Genomic DNA, 17,774 nt, shown 5'->3' with positions numbered 1-17,774 from the left:
ATGACCTGGCTTTACGACCCCTCACTGTGGAGCGCTCTGGCGCAAATCATCGCCATTGACCTGCTGCTGGGGGGCGATAACGCCGTGGTCATCGCCATGGCCTGTCGCCGCCTGCCCCGTGAATTGCAGACCAAAGCGATTTACGGCGGCATGATCGGCGCCATTCTTTTGCGCATCATCCTGCTGTTCTGCGCGGTGCACCTGTTGGCGTTGCCATTCCTTAAACTGGTAGGTGCGGTCTTGCTGCTGTGGATCGGCATCAAGCTGGTGGCCAATCAGGAAGACGGCGACGAAGCCATCGACGGTGGCACACGCCTGTGGACCGCGATCCGCACCATCGTCATCGCTGACGTGGTGATGTCGCTGGACAACGTGCTGGCCGTTGCTGCGGCGGGCGATGGCAACGTCTACCTGGTGGCGGCCGGGGTGTTGATCAGTATTCCGATCATCGTGCTGGGCAGCCGGTTGGTGCTCGCGGCATTGCATCGTCTGCCGTGGCTGATCCCCGCCGGTGGCGCGTTGATCGGCTGGATTGCGGGCGGTATGGCGGTAGAAGACCAGGTGCTCTCCGGGTATCTGCCTGCGGCAGGCTGGCTGCATTGGGCGGGCAGTGCGGTGGGCGCCGTATGTGTGCTGGCGATCGGCTGGTGGTGGGGGCGCAGCGCCCGTCAACAGGCGACCGGTGACCACGCCTGACACGGGGCAGCGGGGCGCATCCGGCGCGTGCGGGACATTGACGGTGTGAAGCAAGGCGATCATTGACCATTGCGCAAGTCGCCCCACTTCGGGGAAAGTGCGCCCATGATCGTCCATCACACAGGACCGGACCGTGAGCGCACCCCAGATCACCCAGTTGAACGGCGAGGCATTCTCCGCCGTCCGCATCCGCCATACCTCGCCGGATCCGGACGCCGTCATCGAGATGCCATGCGCGGATGCGTTTTCGATCATTGTCCAATTGCAGGATTTCGAAGCGCATCGCCTGTGGCGTGGCCGTCGCCTCAGCTATTCGGGCGGTTATCGGCAAGGCTGTGTGTCGCTGCCGTTCATGGGCGATCAGTTGCGCTGTCAGCACCGTTCCGGTTACGACAACTTGCGCCTGACCCTGTCGCGCCAGATGCTCGACGCATTGCAGTCCGAACAGGGCAGCAAGCGCATCGGCGTGTTCCGTTACGCAGCGGGCGGCGTCGAAGACCCGATTCTGTATCACCTGGCTCAAGCGCTGTTACCGGCCCTGCAACGCCCGGAGACCGCCAATCGGCTGTATCTGGATCATCTGCTGCTGGCCATCTCCAGCCACGCGATCGAGCGTTATGGCCGAATCGTTCCGCCGTCCGGCAAGCTCCACGCCAGCCTGACGCCGGCGCAACTGGCGATTGCCAAAGAACTCATCGCCCATCACCTGGATGGCGAATTGTCGGTGGAGCGTATCGCTCAGGAATGTTCGCTGACCCGCAGCCACTTTTCTCGCGCCTTCAAGCAGGCCACGGGGATGGCGCCTCACGCCTGGCTGTTGCAGATGCGGGTGGAGCGGGCGCAGACGTTGTTGCGGGCGTTGCCACTGATGCCGATGGCACAAATTGCGCAGGAGTGCGGGTTCGCCGATCAGCCCCATCTCACACGGGTGTTCACCCGAATGGTCGGGGAGACCCCCAGCGTCTGGCGCAAACGCCAGAACGGCACGATGTTTTTCGTGCATTGAACTAATGGCAGTTCTAACTTCGACGTGGATCAATAGCCGCCAAGACTGTTCATCTCATCAAGTTACGAACAGGTAACTACCCCAACAGATAATATCGACGTGTGCTTTTTAGTGATTAGATGAAGGCTGATTAAAAATGGGTCAGCTGCATCGATCGCGCTCGCGAGGGGAATACCTGTGAGCACGCTCGATGACATCAGGGCGTGCGAATCCACTCTAAGGACTGCGTGAATACGATGATAAGTCTCGGTCAGGCTACCGTGTCCCTGGACCTCAGGGATGTTTTCAAAGACGGCGTTGCCCTGCGTATCGGCACTCGTGCATTCGATATTCTCGAACTGCTGATCCGCCATCAGGGACAACTGGTGAGCAAGGAGCAGATCCTTCAGCGTGTCTGGCCAGACACGGTCGTCGAAGAAAACAACTTGCAAGTGCACATTTCGGCGTTGCGCAAGGCATTGGGCAGCGACCGCGACCTGATTCGCACGATTCCCGGGCGCGGTTACATGCTGCTGGGCAGCGAGGAACCTGCCGTTGACGGCGTGCCCCACGACGATGCCCGTGCCCTTCACCTGCTGCGCAGCAGTGGCGGCCATCGCTTGCCGCCCGCGATCGAGCTGGTGGGGCGCGAATCGCTGCTGACCGAGGTGGATTCGGCATTGCTGGATGCCCATGCCCTGATCACCCTGATTGGCCCCGGCGGTGTGGGCAAAACCAGCCTGGCGGTGGCGTTGGGGCAACAGTGGTTGGAACGTGATCAGGCGCCGGTCTATTTCGTGGCGCTGGCCCATGTGCAGAGCGTTGATCGTCTGCCCGAAGCGCTGGCCTGCGCATTGGGCGCAGGGAGCAGCGTCGATTCCCTCGTTGCGTATCTGGCTGAACACCCCGGCCTGATCATTCTCGACAACTGTGAACACCTGATCGACCCCGTGGCGGCACTCGCCGAGCAACTGGTGCAAGGCGCGCCGGGCACGAAAATTCTGGCCACCAGCCGTGAGCCGTTGCGCATCGTGGGGGAGCGCAGCCTGCAAGTGCCGCCGTTGACGGTGCCTGATGCCGACGCGACGCGCCAGACGATTCTGGGGGCCGGTTCAGCGCAACTGTTCTTGCGTCATTGGCGGGCGCTGGATTGCCACATGGCCAATACCCTGGACGTCGAGCTGGACGATTACAGCATCGAGCTGGTCGGTGAGGTGTGTCGACGTCTGGACGGCATTCCCCTGGCGCTGGAAATGGCGGCCGCCCGCGCCTGTGCGCTGGGCTTGTATCAACTGGTGGAAAGCCTGGACGAAAGCGTTCACCTGCTGGCTGCGAGCTTGCGTACGGCACCGGCCCGTCAGCAGACGTTGCACGCCTCGTTGGCCTGGAGCTATCGCCTGTTGAGCCAGGACGAACGCGCGGTGCTGCGTTTGCTGGCGGATCTGGAAGGGCCGTTCACGCTGGAGCAGGCCTGTCATGCCTTGCAGTGCGCAACCCTGGCGCGAGCCTGCATCATGGACTGCATGGTCAGGCTGGCCACCAAATCCCTGCTGACGGTGACGGCGCAGGGGCCATTCCGTTTCTATCGCATGCTGGCCGCGACCCGTGCCTGCCTGCGACTGGTTCAGTCCCAGGAAATCAGCGGCGAAACCCTCAAGCTCGACCCGCGTTACAGCAGCCCGGCGGCGCCCGTTTCTGCGTTCAAGGCTGTGCCCGCCAGTGCTGACGGGTATCATGGCCGTCATCAGAGAGCACTGGCGGTCAGCCGCTGAACGACGGAAGAGTGTATGAGAGTGACCCCCAGGGTGTATGTCGTCGATGACGACGCTGCCATCCGCACCGCGCTGCAACGGTTGTTGAGCTCGGAAGACATCGCCTGCAACGCGTTCGACAGCGCAGAGGCGTTTCTTGCGCAAACGCTGGACGAAGCGCCCACCTGCCTGTTGCTGGACGTCAATCTGGCCCAGGGCACCGGGTTCGATCTGCAGGATGAACTGCAATCCCGCGGCCAGCATTTCCCCATCATTTTCATGACCGGTTACGGCACCATTGCCATGTCGGTGAAGGCCATCAAGGCCGGTGCCCATGAATTTCTCACCAAACCCTTCGAGCCGGAGCACTTGCTGGATCTGGTGCGCGAAGCGCTGGCCGCCGACGCTCTCAATCTCAGCGAGCGTCGGTTAGTGTGCGATGCCCGGGAACGCTTCAATCAACTGACGCCTCGGGAAAAGGAAGTGATGGCGTTATTGATCACCGGCAAGATGAACAAACAGATCGCCTCGGAACTGGGCACCAGTGAAGTTACGGCAAAAGTTCACAAGAAGCACGTGATGACAAAAATGAATGCGCGCAATGTCATCGAACTTTTGAAGATGCACGAGCGCCTGGGTGAAGTGCTCGAATGAATAACCGCACATTTATTCATAGGGCGGAAATTGAACTGGGTATGGCGCTTGACATGTCAATAAGGTCAACTTTGACAGCGCTAAAGTTCGGCCTATGATTCGGAGCGCCGCTGTTGGGGTGGTCTGATTTTTCGCAGGGATTAATCTGCTTTCACCGCCACGGCGACAGCGTGATTTGACGACACTCGCGGTCATCGTTGGCAAGGGCCTTCATGAGTAATGTCTCTCACACATCGAACGGATCGGCTGACGCTGCACCGGCTTTCGGACCCGGGTGGCTGGATCGGCTCACCTGGACATTGCTGCTGACAGACGGCGAACTGAATCATTACCGGGTGCGTTTTGCCGATGGGCGTGAAGGGCAGTGGCGGGTGGTCAGGGCCGGGCATCGGGCTGGAGAGAGCATCACCCGCAGGCTGGCCCATGAGTTTTCTCTGGCCGGGCGCCTGTCGCCGAACTGGGCCTTGCAGCCGCTGGCGCTGTTGTCCTCCGACGACGGGCCGCTGCTGGTGCTGAGCGATCCCGGCGGGCACCCGCTGCACGAATTGGACGATCAGCCTTTCACCCTCGAGCGTTTCCTGCACCTGGCCACGGGCGCTGCTGGCGCGCTGGCCCAAGTCCATGCCCACGGCTTGCTGCACCGCGACATCAAACCCTGTCACCTGCTGGAGGGCGACGACGGCGTGGTGCGGTTGAGCGGTTTCGGGGTGAGCGTTGAAGCACATCCCGGCGGGCATGTCTCGGTGGGCGACACGATCTGCGGCACGCTGGCGTACATGGCGCCGGAGCAGGCGCGACGGGTCGAGCGGCATGCCGATCAACGCAGCGACCTGTATTCACTGGGCATGACCTTCTACGAATGGCTGGCCGGTCATCTGCCGTTCGAGGCCCAGGACCCGGTAGGCTGGGTCTACAGCCACGTCGCCCGGCAGCCGCCTGCCTTGAATCTGGCCCGTGGCGACATCCCCCCGGCGCTGGCGCAACTGGTTCACACGCTGATCGCGAAGAACCCGGACGAACGCTACCAGACCGCGACGAGTTTGCTGGCCGACCTGCGCTCTTGCCAGTGTCAGTGGCAACACCTGTACGACATCCCGAATCCGCCGCTGAGCCAGCCGCAAGCGCCAAATGCCGCCTACCGCCAGGCGTTGATGGCGCAGGCTGAATCACGGGATGCGCTGCTGGCCTCCCGCACCTCGATCGCCATTCCCGGCGGGCAGGACACACTGGACCTGTCGTCGATCATGAGAACTGCCCAGGCCCTGAGCGAGGAAACGGATCAGGACCGCCTCATCGAGATCCTGATGAGCACCACCATGATGCATGCCGGGGCGCAGCGTGGTTTGCTGATGCTGGTCAAGAATGACGCGCCGCTGGTGTGTGCGCTCGGCTACGCCGACGACGAAGACTTGCGCGTGGAACTGACGGACGAGGTGCCCAGTGTGCGCCTGATGCCGGTGTCGATCCTGTACCGGGTGATGCGCACGCGGCACCGACTGATTTTCGACGACGTCAGCGTGGACCCGTATTTCGGAGACGATGCCTACCTCAAGGACCACCCCGTGCGCTCGGTGCTGTGCCTGCCGATGCTCAAGCAGCGCCAGGTAATCGGCGTGCTGTATCTGGAGAACAACCTCATGCCCGGCGTGTTCACGGCACGGGGCACCAGCGTGCTGGAACTGTTGGCCACTCAGGCGGCGGTGTCGCTGGAAACCGCTCGCCTGCACCATGAACTGATGGAAGAAAACGCCCGGCGTCTTGACATCGAAACTGCGCTTCACACGGCTCGGGCCAAGCTGGCGCAGGTTTCGCAGGTGACGGTCATGGGGGAGTTGGCGGCCTCGATTGCTCACGAAATCAACCAGCCATTGGCGTCCATGGTGTCCAATGCGGCCGCCAGCCTGCGTTGGCTGAACCGCGATGTGCCGCGCGTCGATGAGGCGCTGTCCGGTTTGCGCGACATCGTACAGGACGGCAAACGCGCCGGAGACATCGTCAATGCCTTGCAATCGCTGGCGCGACAGGGCGCTCAACAGCGACGTCGGTTGTTGATCAACGATGTGATACGGCATGTGGTCGCGTTGACACTGGCTGAAGTCGAGCAGCAGCGTGTGCTCATGACCACCCACTTGACCCGTTCGCCGCTTCAGGTGAATGGGTCCAGCGTGCAGTTGCAACAAGTGGTGCTGAACCTGATTCTCAATGCGCTGGATGCCATGAGTCCCGGCGATCAGGTGCTGCGCAGGCTGTCGATTACCAGCGAGGCGGTGGGCAGCGAGTATCTGGTCGTCAGTGTTGAAGACACCGGGCCGGGTGTCGATCCGGAGCATCTGGACAAGGTGTTCAACGCCTTCTTTACCACCAAGGACAAAGGCATGGGCATGGGGCTGGCGATCTGTCGAACCATCATCCACGCCCATGGCGGCAGGCTCTACGCAATGCCTGCGCGGTATGGCGGCGCGACGTTCGTATTTACCTTGCCAGCGGTGGTCTAGCGTAACCGCGCTCGTGCTGTCGCTCTTTAAACGCAATGGCCCAGACACCGCCGACCGCGACTTGCGTGCTCACGGAGCGGCGCCAGAGAGAAGGGACTCTGGCGTCAGTCAGAGCCAAGCGAGGAGCGAAGCGGTTTCACCCATTCGCCAAGATGTATGGACCGGGGACATGGGTAACGGGTGTGCGGGGATGGGGGATTTGCCTTTGCTATCGCAAGCGCAGGATCCGCGCGCCATCGAATGGATCGGTCAGCCAGTGTCCGTGAACGCCAAAGGTGCTGTGCAAGCGCTCCGGCGTCAGCACCTCGAAGGGCGATCCCAACGCCACCAGCCGTCCATGCTCCATCACCGCCAGACGGTCACAGGCCAGCGCCTGATTCAGATCGTGCAGCGCAATCACGGTGGTCACCGGTAATTGATGCACCAGCTTGAGAATCGACAGTTGCTGCTGAATGTCCAGATGATTGGTCGGCTCGTCCAGCAACAGAATCTGCGGTCGCTGCGCCAGTGCCCGGGCGATGTGCGCGCGCTGGCGTTCGCCACCGGACAGCGTATGCCAAGCCCGATGACGCAGGGAATGCAGACTGACGTCGGCCATTGCCTGATCGACAATGCGCGTGTCTTCCTCGCTCCACGGCGCCAACGCCGACAGCCAAGGCGTGCGCCCCAACTCCACGGCTTGCAGCAGGCTGATGGCATCGTCCGTTTCGGCCTGCTGTTCGACCACCGCCAGACGCTGCGCGATGTCGCGTCGACGCAGGGACGTCAGACGTTGGCCAGACAATGACACCTCGCCCGCCGACGGCATCACAATCCCGGCGAGCAGCCGGATCAGGGTCGACTTGCCCGAACCGTTGGGGCCGACAATCCCCAGGTTTTCCCCCGGACGAATCGCCAGACTGACGTCCCGCAGCAGTACCGCGCCCTTGACGCTGTAACTCAGATTGACCCCTGCGAGTGCGCTGCAGGCTTGTTCCACGCAAGCATTCATCGACTGCGGTTCCCCCGGATCAGAATCAGCGCGAACACCGGCGCCCCCACCAACGCGGTAATGACCCCGATGGGCAAGACCTGACCCTTGATGAGGACGCGCGAAACGACGTCCGCCGCGATCAGAAACAGCGCGCCGCTCAAGGCACTCAATGGCAGCAGTCGCGAGTGGCGCACCCCGGCCATCATGCGCACGGCGTGGGGGATCACCAGCCCGACGAAACCGATCGAACCGACGATGGAGACCATCACTGCCGTGACCAATGCAGTGGTGGCGATCAATACGATTTGCACCTGACGTACGGGGATCCCCAGTGACGCCGCCGAGTCGGTGCCAAAGGTGAAGGCATCCAGCGAGCGTCGATACCACAGGCATACACCCAGCCCCAGCAGCACCACTGGCACCGCCAGGACCACGGAGTTCCAGCGCACGCCACTCAGATTACCCAGCAGCCAGAACAGAATGCCCCGGGCCTGTTCGGCGTTGGCCGATTTGGTGATCAGAAACGAGGTCAGGGCGTTGAACAGCTGCGACCCGGCGATACCCGCGAGAATGATCTGGCCCGTTGCATGGGGACCGCTCCTGGTGCGGGACGAGCGGGCGAGCAGGGCGACCATGGCGAACGCAGCGACAGCACCCACGAACGCGCCGGTGGACAGGGAAATGGCCCCGGCACCCAGGCCGACGATGGCCACCAGCACGGCGCCGGTCGATGCCCCTGCCGAAATTCCCAGCAAGTACGGATCGGCCAGGGCATTGCGCAGCAGCGATTGCAGCACCACACCCGAAATCGCCAGTCCGGCGCCACAGGCCGCCGCGACGATGGCACGGGTCAAGCGGTAGTTCCAGACGATGCCCTCGTCGATCGGGTCCACCGGGAAACCTGCAGCCCACAGCTTGTTGGCCAGCACCTGAGCGATGGCCGACAGACTGATGGACGTTTCGCCAATGGCCACGCCTGCGACAATCGCCACCAGCAGCAACGCACTGACCCATACCCCGTGGCCCAGCCATCGGGCGACGCTCAAGGTGTTCATGGCGTCTCAGTGGCCTTGGCCAGTTGCTCGATGCCGTCGAACAGGCGAATACCGGATTCCATGGCACTGGCGTCCATGATCACGATGCGGTTGTTCTTCACCGCGTCCATGTTGCGGGTCACCGGATCGGATTTGAGAAAGGCCAGTTTCTTCTCGTGATCGTCCGCCGGGAATCGGCGGCGATCCATGCGTGCAATCACCAGAATCGTCGGGTTGGCCTTGGCGATGGTTTCCCAGCCCACGGTGGGCCATTCCTCGTCAGAGGTGATGATATTGCGCATGCCCAGGGTGTCGAGCATGAAGTTGGGAATGCCTTTGCGCCCGGCCACATAAGGGTCGGTGTTGATGTCGGGGCTTGAGAACCAGAACACCGCCGAGACGTTGCGGGCGTCATGCTGCTTTGCCTGATCGATGGCGTGGGCCAGGCGAGCCTTATAGCCGTCGATCAACTGCTGGCCGCGATCCTGCACGTCGAAGATCTCTGCCTGTTGCGCGATGCTCTTGTACAGCGTGTCGATGCGAAACGCCTCGGTGCGCGTGCCGTCGGCGCCGACCAGGTTGTTCTTGCCCTCGCAGTCCGAGGGCAGGATGTAGGTGGGAATCTTCAAGTCCTGAAACTGCTGGCGCGTGCCGACCGCGCCTTGGGGGCCGACCATCCATTCGAATTGCACGGGCACGAAGTCCGGGCGTTTGCCGATCACCGATTCGAAGCTGGGCGTATTGTCGGCCAGGCGCTCGATGGTGGCATTCTCAGCCTTGAACTGTGGCAGGGTCTCGTTGAACCACAATGAGGTGCCCACCACCTGCTGGCTCAGGCCCAGCGCATATAGCATCTCGGTGGCCGCCTGGCCAATGGTCACGGTTTTTTGCGGGGCGTGGGTGAACGTCAGCGGCACGCCACAGTTGTCGACGGTCAGGGGATAGTGGGTCGGCGCCGCGATGGCGGTGGACACGAAGGCTGCGCTGGACAGCGTCAGACCGGTGAACAATGAGGCAAGGCGGCGCAGCGACATCGAGGGCTTCTCCAATGAACCTGATGACCGGCGCAGGCAGTGGAAAGTACATCCCGAATCGCTGGCAGACGAGCGAAAGCGGCGCGAGGCGCACTCGGGAGTCCTCCCCCGGACACCCCGCCGGTGAATGATTGACGCTTGCCGGCAGGTCTCCTGACTGGCGCATCGTCGTCCTGCTTCGGCCTTCCCGGGGTGACCCAGTGGCAAACGGGAAGCAGGGCTCAGCGCCTACAGTTGCGGGGACAGTTCCGTTTCGGCCCGGTGGACGGGCCTTCGGATTCCCTATTAATTCCGTGTGGAAACCGGCGGCGGGGATAGTAAACGATTGGCGCAAGATCGCACATCGCTATGTCGCCGCCGGGTGCTCATTGCCCGCCGCATGACCTGTAGCAGTCCGGCTTGCCGGCGGCGACGATTTCAAGGACGCCACCGCCGGCAAGCCGGACTGCTACAGACCGAGCGTGGCTACGCGTGATCAGGGGCAGCGTGGGTCAGAGCTTGAACGGCCAACCCACCACCTTTTTAGAGCGCGGGGTCGCGTATGTGCGCACTTTGGAGGTCTTCAACCCCAGGCGCACCAGCGATTCGGCCAGCGCCACCGCCGCGGTCACGCCATCGACCACCGGCACCCCGGCGCGATCACGAATCAACTGGTCCAACCCCGCCATGCCGCCGCAGCCCAGGCAAATCACTTCGGCCTTGTCGTGCTTGACCGCCTCGACGGCCTGACCGGCAATCGCCTCCAGCGCGCGGTCCGGCATTTCCTCCAGTTCCAGCACGCTCATGCCGCTGGCCCGCACCGATGCACAACGCTCGTACACGCCCGCCAGCTTCAGCCGGTCTTCAATCAATGGCACGGCGCGGTCCAGCGTCGTCACCACCGAATATTTGTGGCCGAGCAACATCGCCAGGCTGGCTGCCGCTTCGGTGATGTCCACCACCGGCACGTCCAGCAACTCTTGCAAACCTTCGCGGCCATGCTCGCCGTAACCGGCCTGAATCACCGCGTCATAGGGCTGATCGTAGGACAGCACCCGGTCCATCACGGCAATCGCCGCCAGATAGCTTTCGAAGTTGCCTTCCACCGACTCGGCACCGAAACGCGGGGTCAGGCCGACGATTTCAGTGCCAGGCGACGCGACACTGCGCGCCTGCTCGGCGATGGTCTGGGTCATCGATTGGGTGGTGTTGACGTTGACGATCAAAATTCGCATGGGTGACGGTCTCTCGCTTGCGATCAATGCTGAACGGTGTTGACGGCAATGGCCTCGCCACTGACGTCTTTGAAGGTTTGGCGGCGGTCGGCCAGCAGCAGGTGCAAGGCGGCACCGATGGCTGCACCCATCAGCCAGGAAAACGGCGATACCGACTCGAAGGCCGGTGCCAGGGCCGTGACCGTGGAAATCATCGCCGCCGGAATGAACGCGCCGACGGCCCGCGGGTTCACACCACGCCAGTAGTGATAGGCGCCTTCAGGGTCTTCGCTGTACAACTGCGGCACGTTGACCCGGCCCTTGCGCAGCAGCCAGTAGTCAGCGGTGATCACGCCATACAGCGGGCCGAGCAGGGCACCCAGGCCTGACAGAAAATACACGATCACCACCGGGCTGTTGTAGAGGTTCCACGGCAGGATCAGGACCGCGACGGTGGCGCTGAGCATCCCGGCACGGCGGAAGGTCAGGTAGCGCGGCGCCACGCTGCTGAGTACGAAGGCTGGGGCGACGAAGTTGGCCATGATGTTCACCGCCACCGTGACGATCAGAAAGGCCAGGCAACCCAGCACCAGAAAGAAGGTATTGGGGATGGTTTTGATGATATCGGTCGGGCTTTCGATGACCTGGCCGTTGATCGAGAACTGCGCGCCGCAGATGACCACGGTGATGAAGGCGAACAGCAGCACGTTGACCGGCAGGCCCCAGAAATTGCCCTTGCGGATGGTCTTTTTACACGGCGCCGAGCGAGAAAAATCACAGAAATTGAGAATCAACGTGCCGTAGATCGCCAGCCACAACGCGCTGCCCGCGAAGATGCTGCGCCACATGGACGCGCCCTCCAGCGGCGACTTTATCGACCAGGCAATCTGTCCATGGGACTGAATGAACATCCATGCGGCAAGGCTGGCCACGGTCCCCAGAATCACAGGACCCGCAAACGCTTCATAGCGGCGGACCATCTCCATGCCATAGGCCAGAATCATGAACTGCACCAGCCAGATGGCGACGAAACACAACCAGCCCAAGGTCGACAGGCCCAGCCATGAATCATGGTCGTAATTGTCCAGCGCCGGTTCCAGTGCGGTGAGCAACACCCGCAGGACGACTGAGGCCAGGTAAGTTTGAATGCCGAACCAGGCGATGGCGATCACCGCGCGAATCAACGCCGGAATCTGCGCGCCGAAAATCCCGAAGCTGACCCGGCTGATCACCGGAAATGGCACCCCGGTCTTCTGGCCCATGTCGCCGGTCAGGTTCATGCACAGATACACCAGCGCGGCGCCGATGGCCAAGGACAACATGATCTGCCAACCGCCGAGGCCCAAGGCATAGAGGCCGATGGCGAAGGAGTAGTTGGCGAGATTGTGTACATCATTGGTCCATAAGGCGAAGATACTGTATCCACCCCAAGTGCGGCCTTCGCGCCTGCTTGGCGCCAGGTCATCGTTGTACAGACGGGGGCTGAGTGCGGGATATTCAGCGGTGGAGGCACGGACAGCGAGGTCTGGATCGAGGGTGTTGTCAACTGGCATGTTCAACAATCTCCGGCGCTATTTGTATTTGTTTTTGTATACAGTGCAGCGGCAAGACTATCGGAAATGACAGTTGAGTCAATGTTTGGGTGACAGATGAAGCCCAGACCAAGCCACGCTCGCCCTCCGGGCAGAAACCGGGCCGAGGCAGGTCAAGCTTTTACGGGCACCGGTGCCTGCGCCGCAATGAACCCCTGATCACGCATGGCCTGCCAGAAGCCAACCGGTACCGATGCATTGAGCGCTGCAACGTCTTCGGCAATTCGCGACGGACGGCTGGCCCCTGGTATCACCGCCGCCACCAACGGGTTGGCCAGCACGAATTGCAATGCAGCGGCCTTGATGTCGACCTGATACTGCCGGGCGATTTCCTGAATGTGTGCGACCTTGTCCAGCATCGCCTGGGGCGCTTCCTGATATTCGAAGTGCTTGCCGCCCACCAACACCCCCGAGCTGTACGGCCCACCGACGACGAATTCAGCATCGTGCTCACGGGCTTTGTTGAACAAACGCTGCAACGGCTGATCGTGATCGAGCAATGAATAGCGCCCGGCCAAGAGAAAGCCGTCGGGTTGTGCTTCACTCAAATCCAGCGTCAATTCGCAAGGCTCGACACGGTTGACGCCCAGGCCCCAGGCCTTGATCACGCCTTCTTCGCGCAAACGAGTGAGGGTGCGAAATGCACCTTTGCGCGCGACGTTGAAATGTTCGATCCACTCGTCACCGTGAGCGTCCTGCGCGATGTCATGAACGAATACGAGGTCCAGCCGATCGGTGTTCAGGCGCTCAAGGCTGGCCGCGATGGAACGTAGCGTTGCATCGGCGGAATAGTCGGTGAGGATCTTGTTCTTCAGGCCATCGGTGAACGGGCCGCTGCGGGGTTGGGAGTCCAGTTCATCGGAGACCAGCCGTCCGATCTTGGTGCTGAGGGTGTACTGGTCCCGTGGTACATGAGCCAACGCCTTGCCCAGTCGTTGCTCGGACAGGCCTGAGCCATACAGCGGCGCGGTGTCGAAGTAGCGAATGCCCTGATTCCAAGCCGATTGCACGGTAGCGATGGCTTCCTCTTCGCTGATGTCGCGGAACATGTTGCCCAGTGGCGCGGCGCCGAAGCCGAGGCGGCCAATGATCTTGTCGTGCAGACTCATGAAAGTGTCCTGTCTGGCGTCATGGAAAACCGGCAATGGAGCTGTCCGGCATGGGGTAGAGATCGTTCAGTGAAGCAGGAGTTCGACTCAACCTGGGCGATGCAACTTTTCCCGAACGCGTGGCTTCCAATTTTTCAGAGCGCTTCAATCAACCGGAAAGGGAGGGAAGTCGATGAGCGAGCACATCGTCCATTTCCACTGTGGGGTCGATCAGACCAGTACCGAGCACTTTCGCGACCGCTGCCTGGAGGCCATCGGCAAGGGCGCGACGGGTCTTTTGCTCAACCTGTCGACGGCTGGGGGCAGCACGGCGTTGGGCTTTACCCTCTACAATTTTCTCAAGTCGTTGCACGTGCCGATTCGCGCGCTGAACAGCGGCAACATCGAGTCCATGGGCATCGTCATGTACCTGGCGGCCCAGGAGCGAATCGTCTGTCCGCATTCGCGATTCCTGATTCACCCGATGAGCTGGTACTTCAACCAGAGTTCGGTGGATCACTCACGCATCCGCGAATACCTGCGCAGCCTGGACAACGACCTGCAACGCTACGTGAACATTTACCTGAGTGAAACCGAGGGGGCGTCGCAGCCGCTGGACATCGGCCGCTGCCTGTCATCGGAAGAAAAAGTGATTCGCGCCGAAGACTCGATTGCCTGTGGCATCGCCCACCGTGTCGAGCAATTGAGGTTCGACGAACACGCCGTCCACTGGACGGTCAGCGGCAGCTGAATCTGCCCACTGTATAAGGAACCTGCCATGCACAGCCCACTGCACACCCCACCGCAGCCGTTGGACGACGAAGACGTGGAAGTGGACGTCGACAACGATCCCGGCAACGAAGACCCCGGTTCTCAGTTCGACCGCGATGCTACGGTGCCGCTGATCGATCCGGACGAGTGAACGGGTTCATTTCTTGACGATAAAAAAGAGCGAGAGCTTGCGCCCTCGCTCATTGCACTGATCAGCCATTGATCAGGATTTACGCCCTGCGCCGCCTTGTGGCATCGAGCCTCCTTTTTTGTTGGCGTCTGCGCGGTTGGCGTCGGTTGCTTTCTGCCGGTCGTTGGCGACGTTGCTGCCACCCGAAGCCTGGCCGCCTTTTTTGCCTGCGTCGCTGGCTTTCTGGCGATCGTTGGCGAAATTGCCAGGGTTCGATTTTCCGGTATTAGCCATGATTACTTACCTCTTGTTATGAGAAAAGCGAGTCATGTGGCTCGCCCTTAATCGGATGGATCAAGCGGCGCTTGGTTTAAACAATCCGGGCATTACCGGACAGACGGAGATAGTAGCAAAGCGCCTTTCGGCGTACGCAGATTCCTTTTCTGCAATTTGGCCTGCCGCTGGCAACGGTGCCCAGGATACTACCGTCAGCGAGCGGTGCTGCAACGGTGTACGTGTTTAACAAAGCGCGCCTTTACATATGCACTTCAACTGCCAACGGCAAATGGTCCGACAGGTGCGTCCAGGGCCGAGTCCCAAGAATCTTCGGGTTGTGACTGGTGGCATTGCGCAGATAAACCCGGTCCAGACGCAACAGCGGAAACCGCGCCGGGTAGGTCTTGGCCAGCCGTCCGTGACTACGTTCGAACGCTTCATGCAAATAGGTGCAGCGCGCCAGACGTTTGTTGCCCTGTAACTGCCAGTCGTTGAAGTCTCCCGCGATCACCACTGGCGCCCGTTCAGGCAACGAGTCGAGCAAGGCGCAAAGCAAGTCCAACTGCAACTGACGGTGGCTTTCCAGCAAGCTCAGATGGACACAAATCGCATGCACCTCATCGTGGCCGGGTACTTGCAGGACGCAATGCAGCAGCCCACGGCGTTCGGGGCCGGTGATGGAGACGTCAAGATTGCGGTATTGCAAGATCGGGTACTTGGACAGCAGGGCATTGCCATGGTGGCCATCCGGGTACACCGCGTTGCGCCCATAGGCAAAATCGCTCCACATGCTGTCGGCGAGAAATTCGTATTGAGAGGTCACTGGCCAGTTGTGGTAACGCTCGGCATGACGGTCGTGGCCGCCCAGCACTTCTTGCAAGAACACCAGATCCGCCCCCGTACTGCGCACGGCTTCACGCAGTTCCGGCAGAATGAAACGCCGGTTCAGCGCCGTGAACCCCTTGTGGGTGTTGACCGTGAGTACACGCAGCCGGTGGACATCGCGAGCCCCGGCCATGTCCGAGGGGGGAAAGCTTGCGCCAGCGGATTCGGAAGTCACGCGCTCGCTCCTGTTGCGAGGGAATGTGCTAGTTCCGACCGGTCTGCCTGACCGCAGTTCAGCTTTTTCTGCTCGCCGCTGACTAGCGTCGGCTCAGACCCGGGTGTCGACAGCCGGACGGCGTGACAGCAGCAACGTCAGGCCCAGGGCGAGGACGGACAGCAGCGCGGCGAAGAAGAAAATCCAGCCGTAGCCCATGCCCAGCGCAATGGCGCCCATCAAGGGGCCTGCGATGGCCAGCGCCAGATCGAAGAACACCGCATAAGCCCCAAGCCCCGCGCCACGGCTACTGTTGGGGACCTGTTTGATCGCTTCGACGCCGATGGCCGGGTACACCAGCGACAGACCGAAACCGGTCAGGCCCGCGCCGATCAAGGCCACGGTCGTGTTCGGCGACAGCCACAGCATGATCAGGCCGACGGTTTCCACCGACATGCAGGTGATGGCCGAGCGGAAACCGCCAAAGCGGGTGATCGCGCTGATAAAGAACAGCCGCGCCACGATGAAGCAGACGCCAAACACCGTCAGGCACCACGCTGCGCCTTCCCAGCCGCGGTTGACGTAATACAGGGTGATGAAGGTGGTCAGGGTGCCGTAGCCGATCGACGACAGGGTCAGGCCCAGCCCGTAAGGCGCAACCCGGCCGAACACCGACCAGAAGGCCATGCGCTCTCCCTTCACCACGGGAACGGGTGGCTTGTTGCGGATCAGCAACAAGGCGCCGCAGGCGAGCGCCGTGAGTACCAGTCCGAGGCTGACGAAGCCCAGTGCATTGACCATCAACACCCCCAGCGGCGCGCCGATGGCGATGGCGCCGTAGGACGCAATGCCGTTCCAGGAAATCGAGCGTGCCGTGTGCTCTGCGCCCACCTGACCAATGCACCAACTGATGGTGCCCACACCGATCAAGCCCTGAGAGCCGCCCAGGATCAGGCGCGCGATCACCAGAATCACCAGGCTGGCGCCCGCAGACCGCTCCAGCAGCACCGCCGCGATCGTCAGCACACCACTGAGCGCGATGCCCAGCAGCCCGTAGACGATGGCGCGTTTGGTGCCAATCGTGTCGCAGATCCGGCCCGCCACCGGGCGGCTCATCAGCGTTGCGAGGTATTGCGAGCCGATCACCAGTCCCGCGACTACCGCGCTGAACCCCAACTGGTTGTGCACGTAGCCGGGCATGACCGCAATCGGCAAGCCGATGCACAGGAAGGCGACAAACGTATAGAAAACGATGGAGACGATTTGCAGGGTGATCGCCATCGAACTGACGTTCTGGGCAGGCGTATGGGGCGGCAGGGCGGCAGACATGAGGACTCTTCGCTGGAGCGGTGGGAGTGCGTCATCATCGCCTGAGGCAAATTGAAAAGAAAGCAGGCTAACGATTTAAACTTGGCAAGGAACGCATGGGTGGTCCCGTCCCGGCTGATGCATGAGGAACATTGTGGGAGTGAGCTTGCTCACGATTGCTGAAGCGCAGTCACATTGATAGTGACTGACAAAACGCCATCGTGAGCAAGCTCACTCCCACAGGTTTTGAAGCGGGGAGCTACTGAAAAACAGCGTGATTAAAACACCACGCCCTGGCTACGCAGGTAGTCATCATAGGTGCCGCTGAAGTCGGTCACACCGTTCGCGCTCAGTTCGATGATGCGCGTGGCCAGCGAGGACACGAACTCGCGGTCGTGGCTGACGAAGATCAGCGTGCCCGGGTAGTTTTCCAGCGCCAGGTTCAACGCTTCGATGGATTCCATGTCCAGGTGGTTGGTCGGTTCGTCCATCACCAGTACGTTTGGCTTTTGCAGAATCAGCTTGCCGAACAGCATGCGGCCTTGCTCACCACCGGAAATCACCTTCACCGACTTCTGGATTTCATCGTTGGAGAACAGCATGCGGCCCAGGGTGCCACGGATCATCTGCTCGCCTTGGGTCCACTGGCCCATCCAGTCGAACAGGGTGACGTCGTCTTCGAAATCGTGGGCATGGTCCTGAGCGTAGTAGCCCAGTTCCGCGCTTTCGGTCCATTTGACCGAACCGGCATCCGG

The 17,774-nt window shown here is 61.5% G+C and carries 17 protein-coding genes and 1 riboswitch; of the genes, 7 read left to right on the top strand and 10 right to left on the bottom strand.

Annotation, left to right across the window (positions count from 1 at the left end; all coding sequences use genetic code 11):
* From ACI2KB_RS22530 to ACI2KB_RS22510, 5 genes are all read left to right on the top strand, one after another.
* The gene (locus ACI2KB_RS22530; RefSeq protein WP_404638104.1) at window positions 1-696 is read left to right on the top strand and encodes a TerC family protein; all 696 of its coding nucleotides are present in this window, start codon (window positions 1-3) and stop codon (window positions 694-696) included.
* Window positions 697-829: 133 nt separating this feature from the next.
* A complete protein-coding gene (locus ACI2KB_RS22525; RefSeq protein ID WP_404638102.1) occupies window positions 830-1,702 on the top strand; it encodes a helix-turn-helix domain-containing protein in 873 nt (290 codons plus the stop codon).
* Between the two features lie 236 nt (window positions 1,703-1,938).
* Window positions 1,939-3,453, top strand: a complete 1,515-nt coding sequence (locus tag ACI2KB_RS22520; protein WP_404638377.1) for an ATP-binding protein — start codon at window positions 1,939-1,941, stop codon at window positions 3,451-3,453.
* Between the two features lie 15 nt (window positions 3,454-3,468).
* Window positions 3,469-4,086 carry a response regulator transcription factor gene (locus tag ACI2KB_RS22515; protein ID WP_404638100.1) on the top strand — a complete coding sequence of 206 codons (618 nt, stop codon included), beginning with the start codon at window positions 3,469-3,471 and terminating at the stop codon, window positions 4,084-4,086.
* Window positions 4,087-4,298: 212 nt separating this feature from the next.
* Entirely contained in the window at window positions 4,299-6,581 is a 2,283-nt protein-coding gene (locus tag ACI2KB_RS22510) for an ATP-binding protein (protein ID WP_404638099.1), read from the top strand.
* Between the two features lie 208 nt (window positions 6,582-6,789).
* Here ACI2KB_RS22510 and ACI2KB_RS22505 read toward each other — a convergent pair whose 3' ends face one another.
* The 6 genes from ACI2KB_RS22505 to ACI2KB_RS22480 all read right to left on the bottom strand — a co-directional run bounded on the left by ACI2KB_RS22505 (window position 6,790) and on the right by ACI2KB_RS22480 (window position 13,516).
* On the bottom strand, window positions 6,790-7,572 hold the full coding sequence (locus ACI2KB_RS22505; protein WP_404638097.1) for an ABC transporter ATP-binding protein: 783 nt from the start codon (window positions 7,570-7,572) through the stop codon (window positions 6,790-6,792).
* The gene (locus tag ACI2KB_RS22500) at window positions 7,569-8,609 is read right to left on the bottom strand and encodes a FecCD family ABC transporter permease (RefSeq protein ID WP_404638095.1); all 1,041 of its coding nucleotides are present in this window, start codon (window positions 8,607-8,609) and stop codon (window positions 7,569-7,571) included. The genes ACI2KB_RS22505 and ACI2KB_RS22500 overlap by 4 nt, the downstream gene beginning before the upstream one ends.
* A complete protein-coding gene (locus ACI2KB_RS22495) occupies window positions 8,606-9,622 on the bottom strand; it encodes an ABC transporter substrate-binding protein (protein ID WP_404638093.1) in 1,017 nt (338 codons plus the stop codon). The genes ACI2KB_RS22500 and ACI2KB_RS22495 overlap by 4 nt, the downstream gene beginning before the upstream one ends.
* 125 nt (window positions 9,623-9,747) lie before the next feature.
* Window positions 9,748-9,944, bottom strand: a riboswitch (cobalamin riboswitch).
* A 169-nt stretch (window positions 9,945-10,113) separates the two neighbouring features.
* Complete coding sequence (locus ACI2KB_RS22490) at window positions 10,114-10,836, bottom strand: aspartate/glutamate racemase family protein (RefSeq protein WP_404638091.1); 723 nt, start codon at window positions 10,834-10,836, stop codon at window positions 10,114-10,116.
* Window positions 10,837-10,859: 23 nt separating this feature from the next.
* The gene (locus ACI2KB_RS22485) at window positions 10,860-12,368 is read right to left on the bottom strand and encodes an NCS1 family nucleobase:cation symporter-1 (RefSeq protein WP_404638089.1); all 1,509 of its coding nucleotides are present in this window, start codon (window positions 12,366-12,368) and stop codon (window positions 10,860-10,862) included.
* 152 nt (window positions 12,369-12,520) lie between these two features.
* Window positions 12,521-13,516: an aldo/keto reductase gene (locus tag ACI2KB_RS22480; protein WP_404638087.1), complete on the bottom strand. Its 996-nt coding sequence runs from the start codon at window positions 13,514-13,516 to the stop codon at window positions 12,521-12,523.
* 172 nt (window positions 13,517-13,688) lie between these two features.
* Between ACI2KB_RS22480 and ACI2KB_RS22475 the strand changes: the two genes are divergently transcribed.
* Together ACI2KB_RS22475 and ACI2KB_RS22470 are read left to right on the top strand one after the other, a co-directional pair.
* Entirely contained in the window at window positions 13,689-14,246 is a 558-nt protein-coding gene (locus tag ACI2KB_RS22475; protein WP_404638085.1) for an ATP-dependent Clp protease proteolytic subunit, read from the top strand.
* 27 nt (window positions 14,247-14,273) lie between these two features.
* The gene (locus ACI2KB_RS22470; RefSeq protein WP_404638083.1) at window positions 14,274-14,417 is read left to right on the top strand and encodes a hypothetical protein; all 144 of its coding nucleotides are present in this window, start codon (window positions 14,274-14,276) and stop codon (window positions 14,415-14,417) included.
* Window positions 14,418-14,489: 72 nt separating this feature from the next.
* On the opposite strand, the gene ACI2KB_RS22465 is transcribed toward ACI2KB_RS22470, so the two are convergent.
* The 4 genes from ACI2KB_RS22465 to ACI2KB_RS22450 all read right to left on the bottom strand — a co-directional run.
* Complete coding sequence (locus ACI2KB_RS22465; RefSeq protein WP_404638081.1) at window positions 14,490-14,690, bottom strand: general stress protein; 201 nt, start codon at window positions 14,688-14,690, stop codon at window positions 14,490-14,492.
* A gap of 241 nt (window positions 14,691-14,931) precedes the next feature.
* Window positions 14,932-15,690, bottom strand: coding sequence for an endonuclease/exonuclease/phosphatase family protein (locus ACI2KB_RS22460; protein ID WP_404638375.1), 759 nt, complete (start codon window positions 15,688-15,690; stop codon window positions 14,932-14,934).
* Between the two features lie 135 nt (window positions 15,691-15,825).
* The gene (locus ACI2KB_RS22455; RefSeq protein WP_404638079.1) at window positions 15,826-17,040 is read right to left on the bottom strand and encodes an MFS transporter; all 1,215 of its coding nucleotides are present in this window, start codon (window positions 17,038-17,040) and stop codon (window positions 15,826-15,828) included.
* Between the two features lie 257 nt (window positions 17,041-17,297).
* Window positions 17,298-17,774: ATP-binding cassette domain-containing protein (locus ACI2KB_RS22450; protein ID WP_404638077.1), on the bottom strand; the 477-nt coding region annotated here is incomplete at its 5' end.

The sequence above is a fragment of the Pseudomonas sp. NPDC088444 genome (genome assembly GCF_044900175.1).
In the GTDB taxonomy this organism is placed as follows: Bacteria; Pseudomonadota; Gammaproteobacteria; order Pseudomonadales; family Pseudomonadaceae; genus Aquipseudomonas.
This window is presented reverse-complemented; position numbering and strand designations above follow the sequence as displayed.

What these genes read in the sequence shown, in the direction of transcription:
- ACI2KB_RS22520 (WP_404638377.1), top strand. Translation starts at nt 1,939, where the DNA reads ATGATAAGTCTCGGTCAGGCTACCGTGTCCCTGGACCTCAGGGATGTT.
- ACI2KB_RS22490 (WP_404638091.1), bottom strand. Translation starts at nt 10,836, where the DNA reads ATGCGAATTTTGATCGTCAACGTCAACACCACCCAATCGATGACCCAG.
- ACI2KB_RS22500 (WP_404638095.1), bottom strand. Translation starts at nt 8,609, where the DNA reads ATGAACACCTTGAGCGTCGCCCGATGGCTGGGCCACGGGGTATGGGTC.
- ACI2KB_RS22470 (WP_404638083.1), top strand. Translation starts at nt 14,274, where the DNA reads ATGCACAGCCCACTGCACACCCCACCGCAGCCGTTGGACGACGAAGAC.
- ACI2KB_RS22505 (WP_404638097.1), bottom strand. Translation starts at nt 7,572, where the DNA reads ATGAATGCTTGCGTGGAACAAGCCTGCAGCGCACTCGCAGGGGTCAAT.
- ACI2KB_RS22465 (WP_404638081.1), bottom strand. Translation starts at nt 14,690, where the DNA reads ATGGCTAATACCGGAAAATCGAACCCTGGCAATTTCGCCAACGATCGC.
- ACI2KB_RS22530 (WP_404638104.1), top strand. Translation starts at nt 1, where the DNA reads ATGACCTGGCTTTACGACCCCTCACTGTGGAGCGCTCTGGCGCAAATC.
- ACI2KB_RS22510 (WP_404638099.1), top strand. Translation starts at nt 4,299, where the DNA reads ATGAGTAATGTCTCTCACACATCGAACGGATCGGCTGACGCTGCACCG.
- ACI2KB_RS22495 (WP_404638093.1), bottom strand. Translation starts at nt 9,622, where the DNA reads ATGTCGCTGCGCCGCCTTGCCTCATTGTTCACCGGTCTGACGCTGTCC.
- ACI2KB_RS22480 (WP_404638087.1), bottom strand. Translation starts at nt 13,516, where the DNA reads ATGAGTCTGCACGACAAGATCATTGGCCGCCTCGGCTTCGGCGCCGCG.
- ACI2KB_RS22460 (WP_404638375.1), bottom strand. Translation starts at nt 15,690, where the DNA reads ATGGCCGGGGCTCGCGATGTCCACCGGCTGCGTGTACTCACGGTCAAC.
- ACI2KB_RS22475 (WP_404638085.1), top strand. Translation starts at nt 13,689, where the DNA reads ATGAGCGAGCACATCGTCCATTTCCACTGTGGGGTCGATCAGACCAGT.
- ACI2KB_RS22485 (WP_404638089.1), bottom strand. Translation starts at nt 12,368, where the DNA reads ATGCCAGTTGACAACACCCTCGATCCAGACCTCGCTGTCCGTGCCTCC.
- ACI2KB_RS22515 (WP_404638100.1), top strand. Translation starts at nt 3,469, where the DNA reads ATGAGAGTGACCCCCAGGGTGTATGTCGTCGATGACGACGCTGCCATC.
- ACI2KB_RS22455 (WP_404638079.1), bottom strand. Translation starts at nt 17,040, where the DNA reads ATGTCTGCCGCCCTGCCGCCCCATACGCCTGCCCAGAACGTCAGTTCG.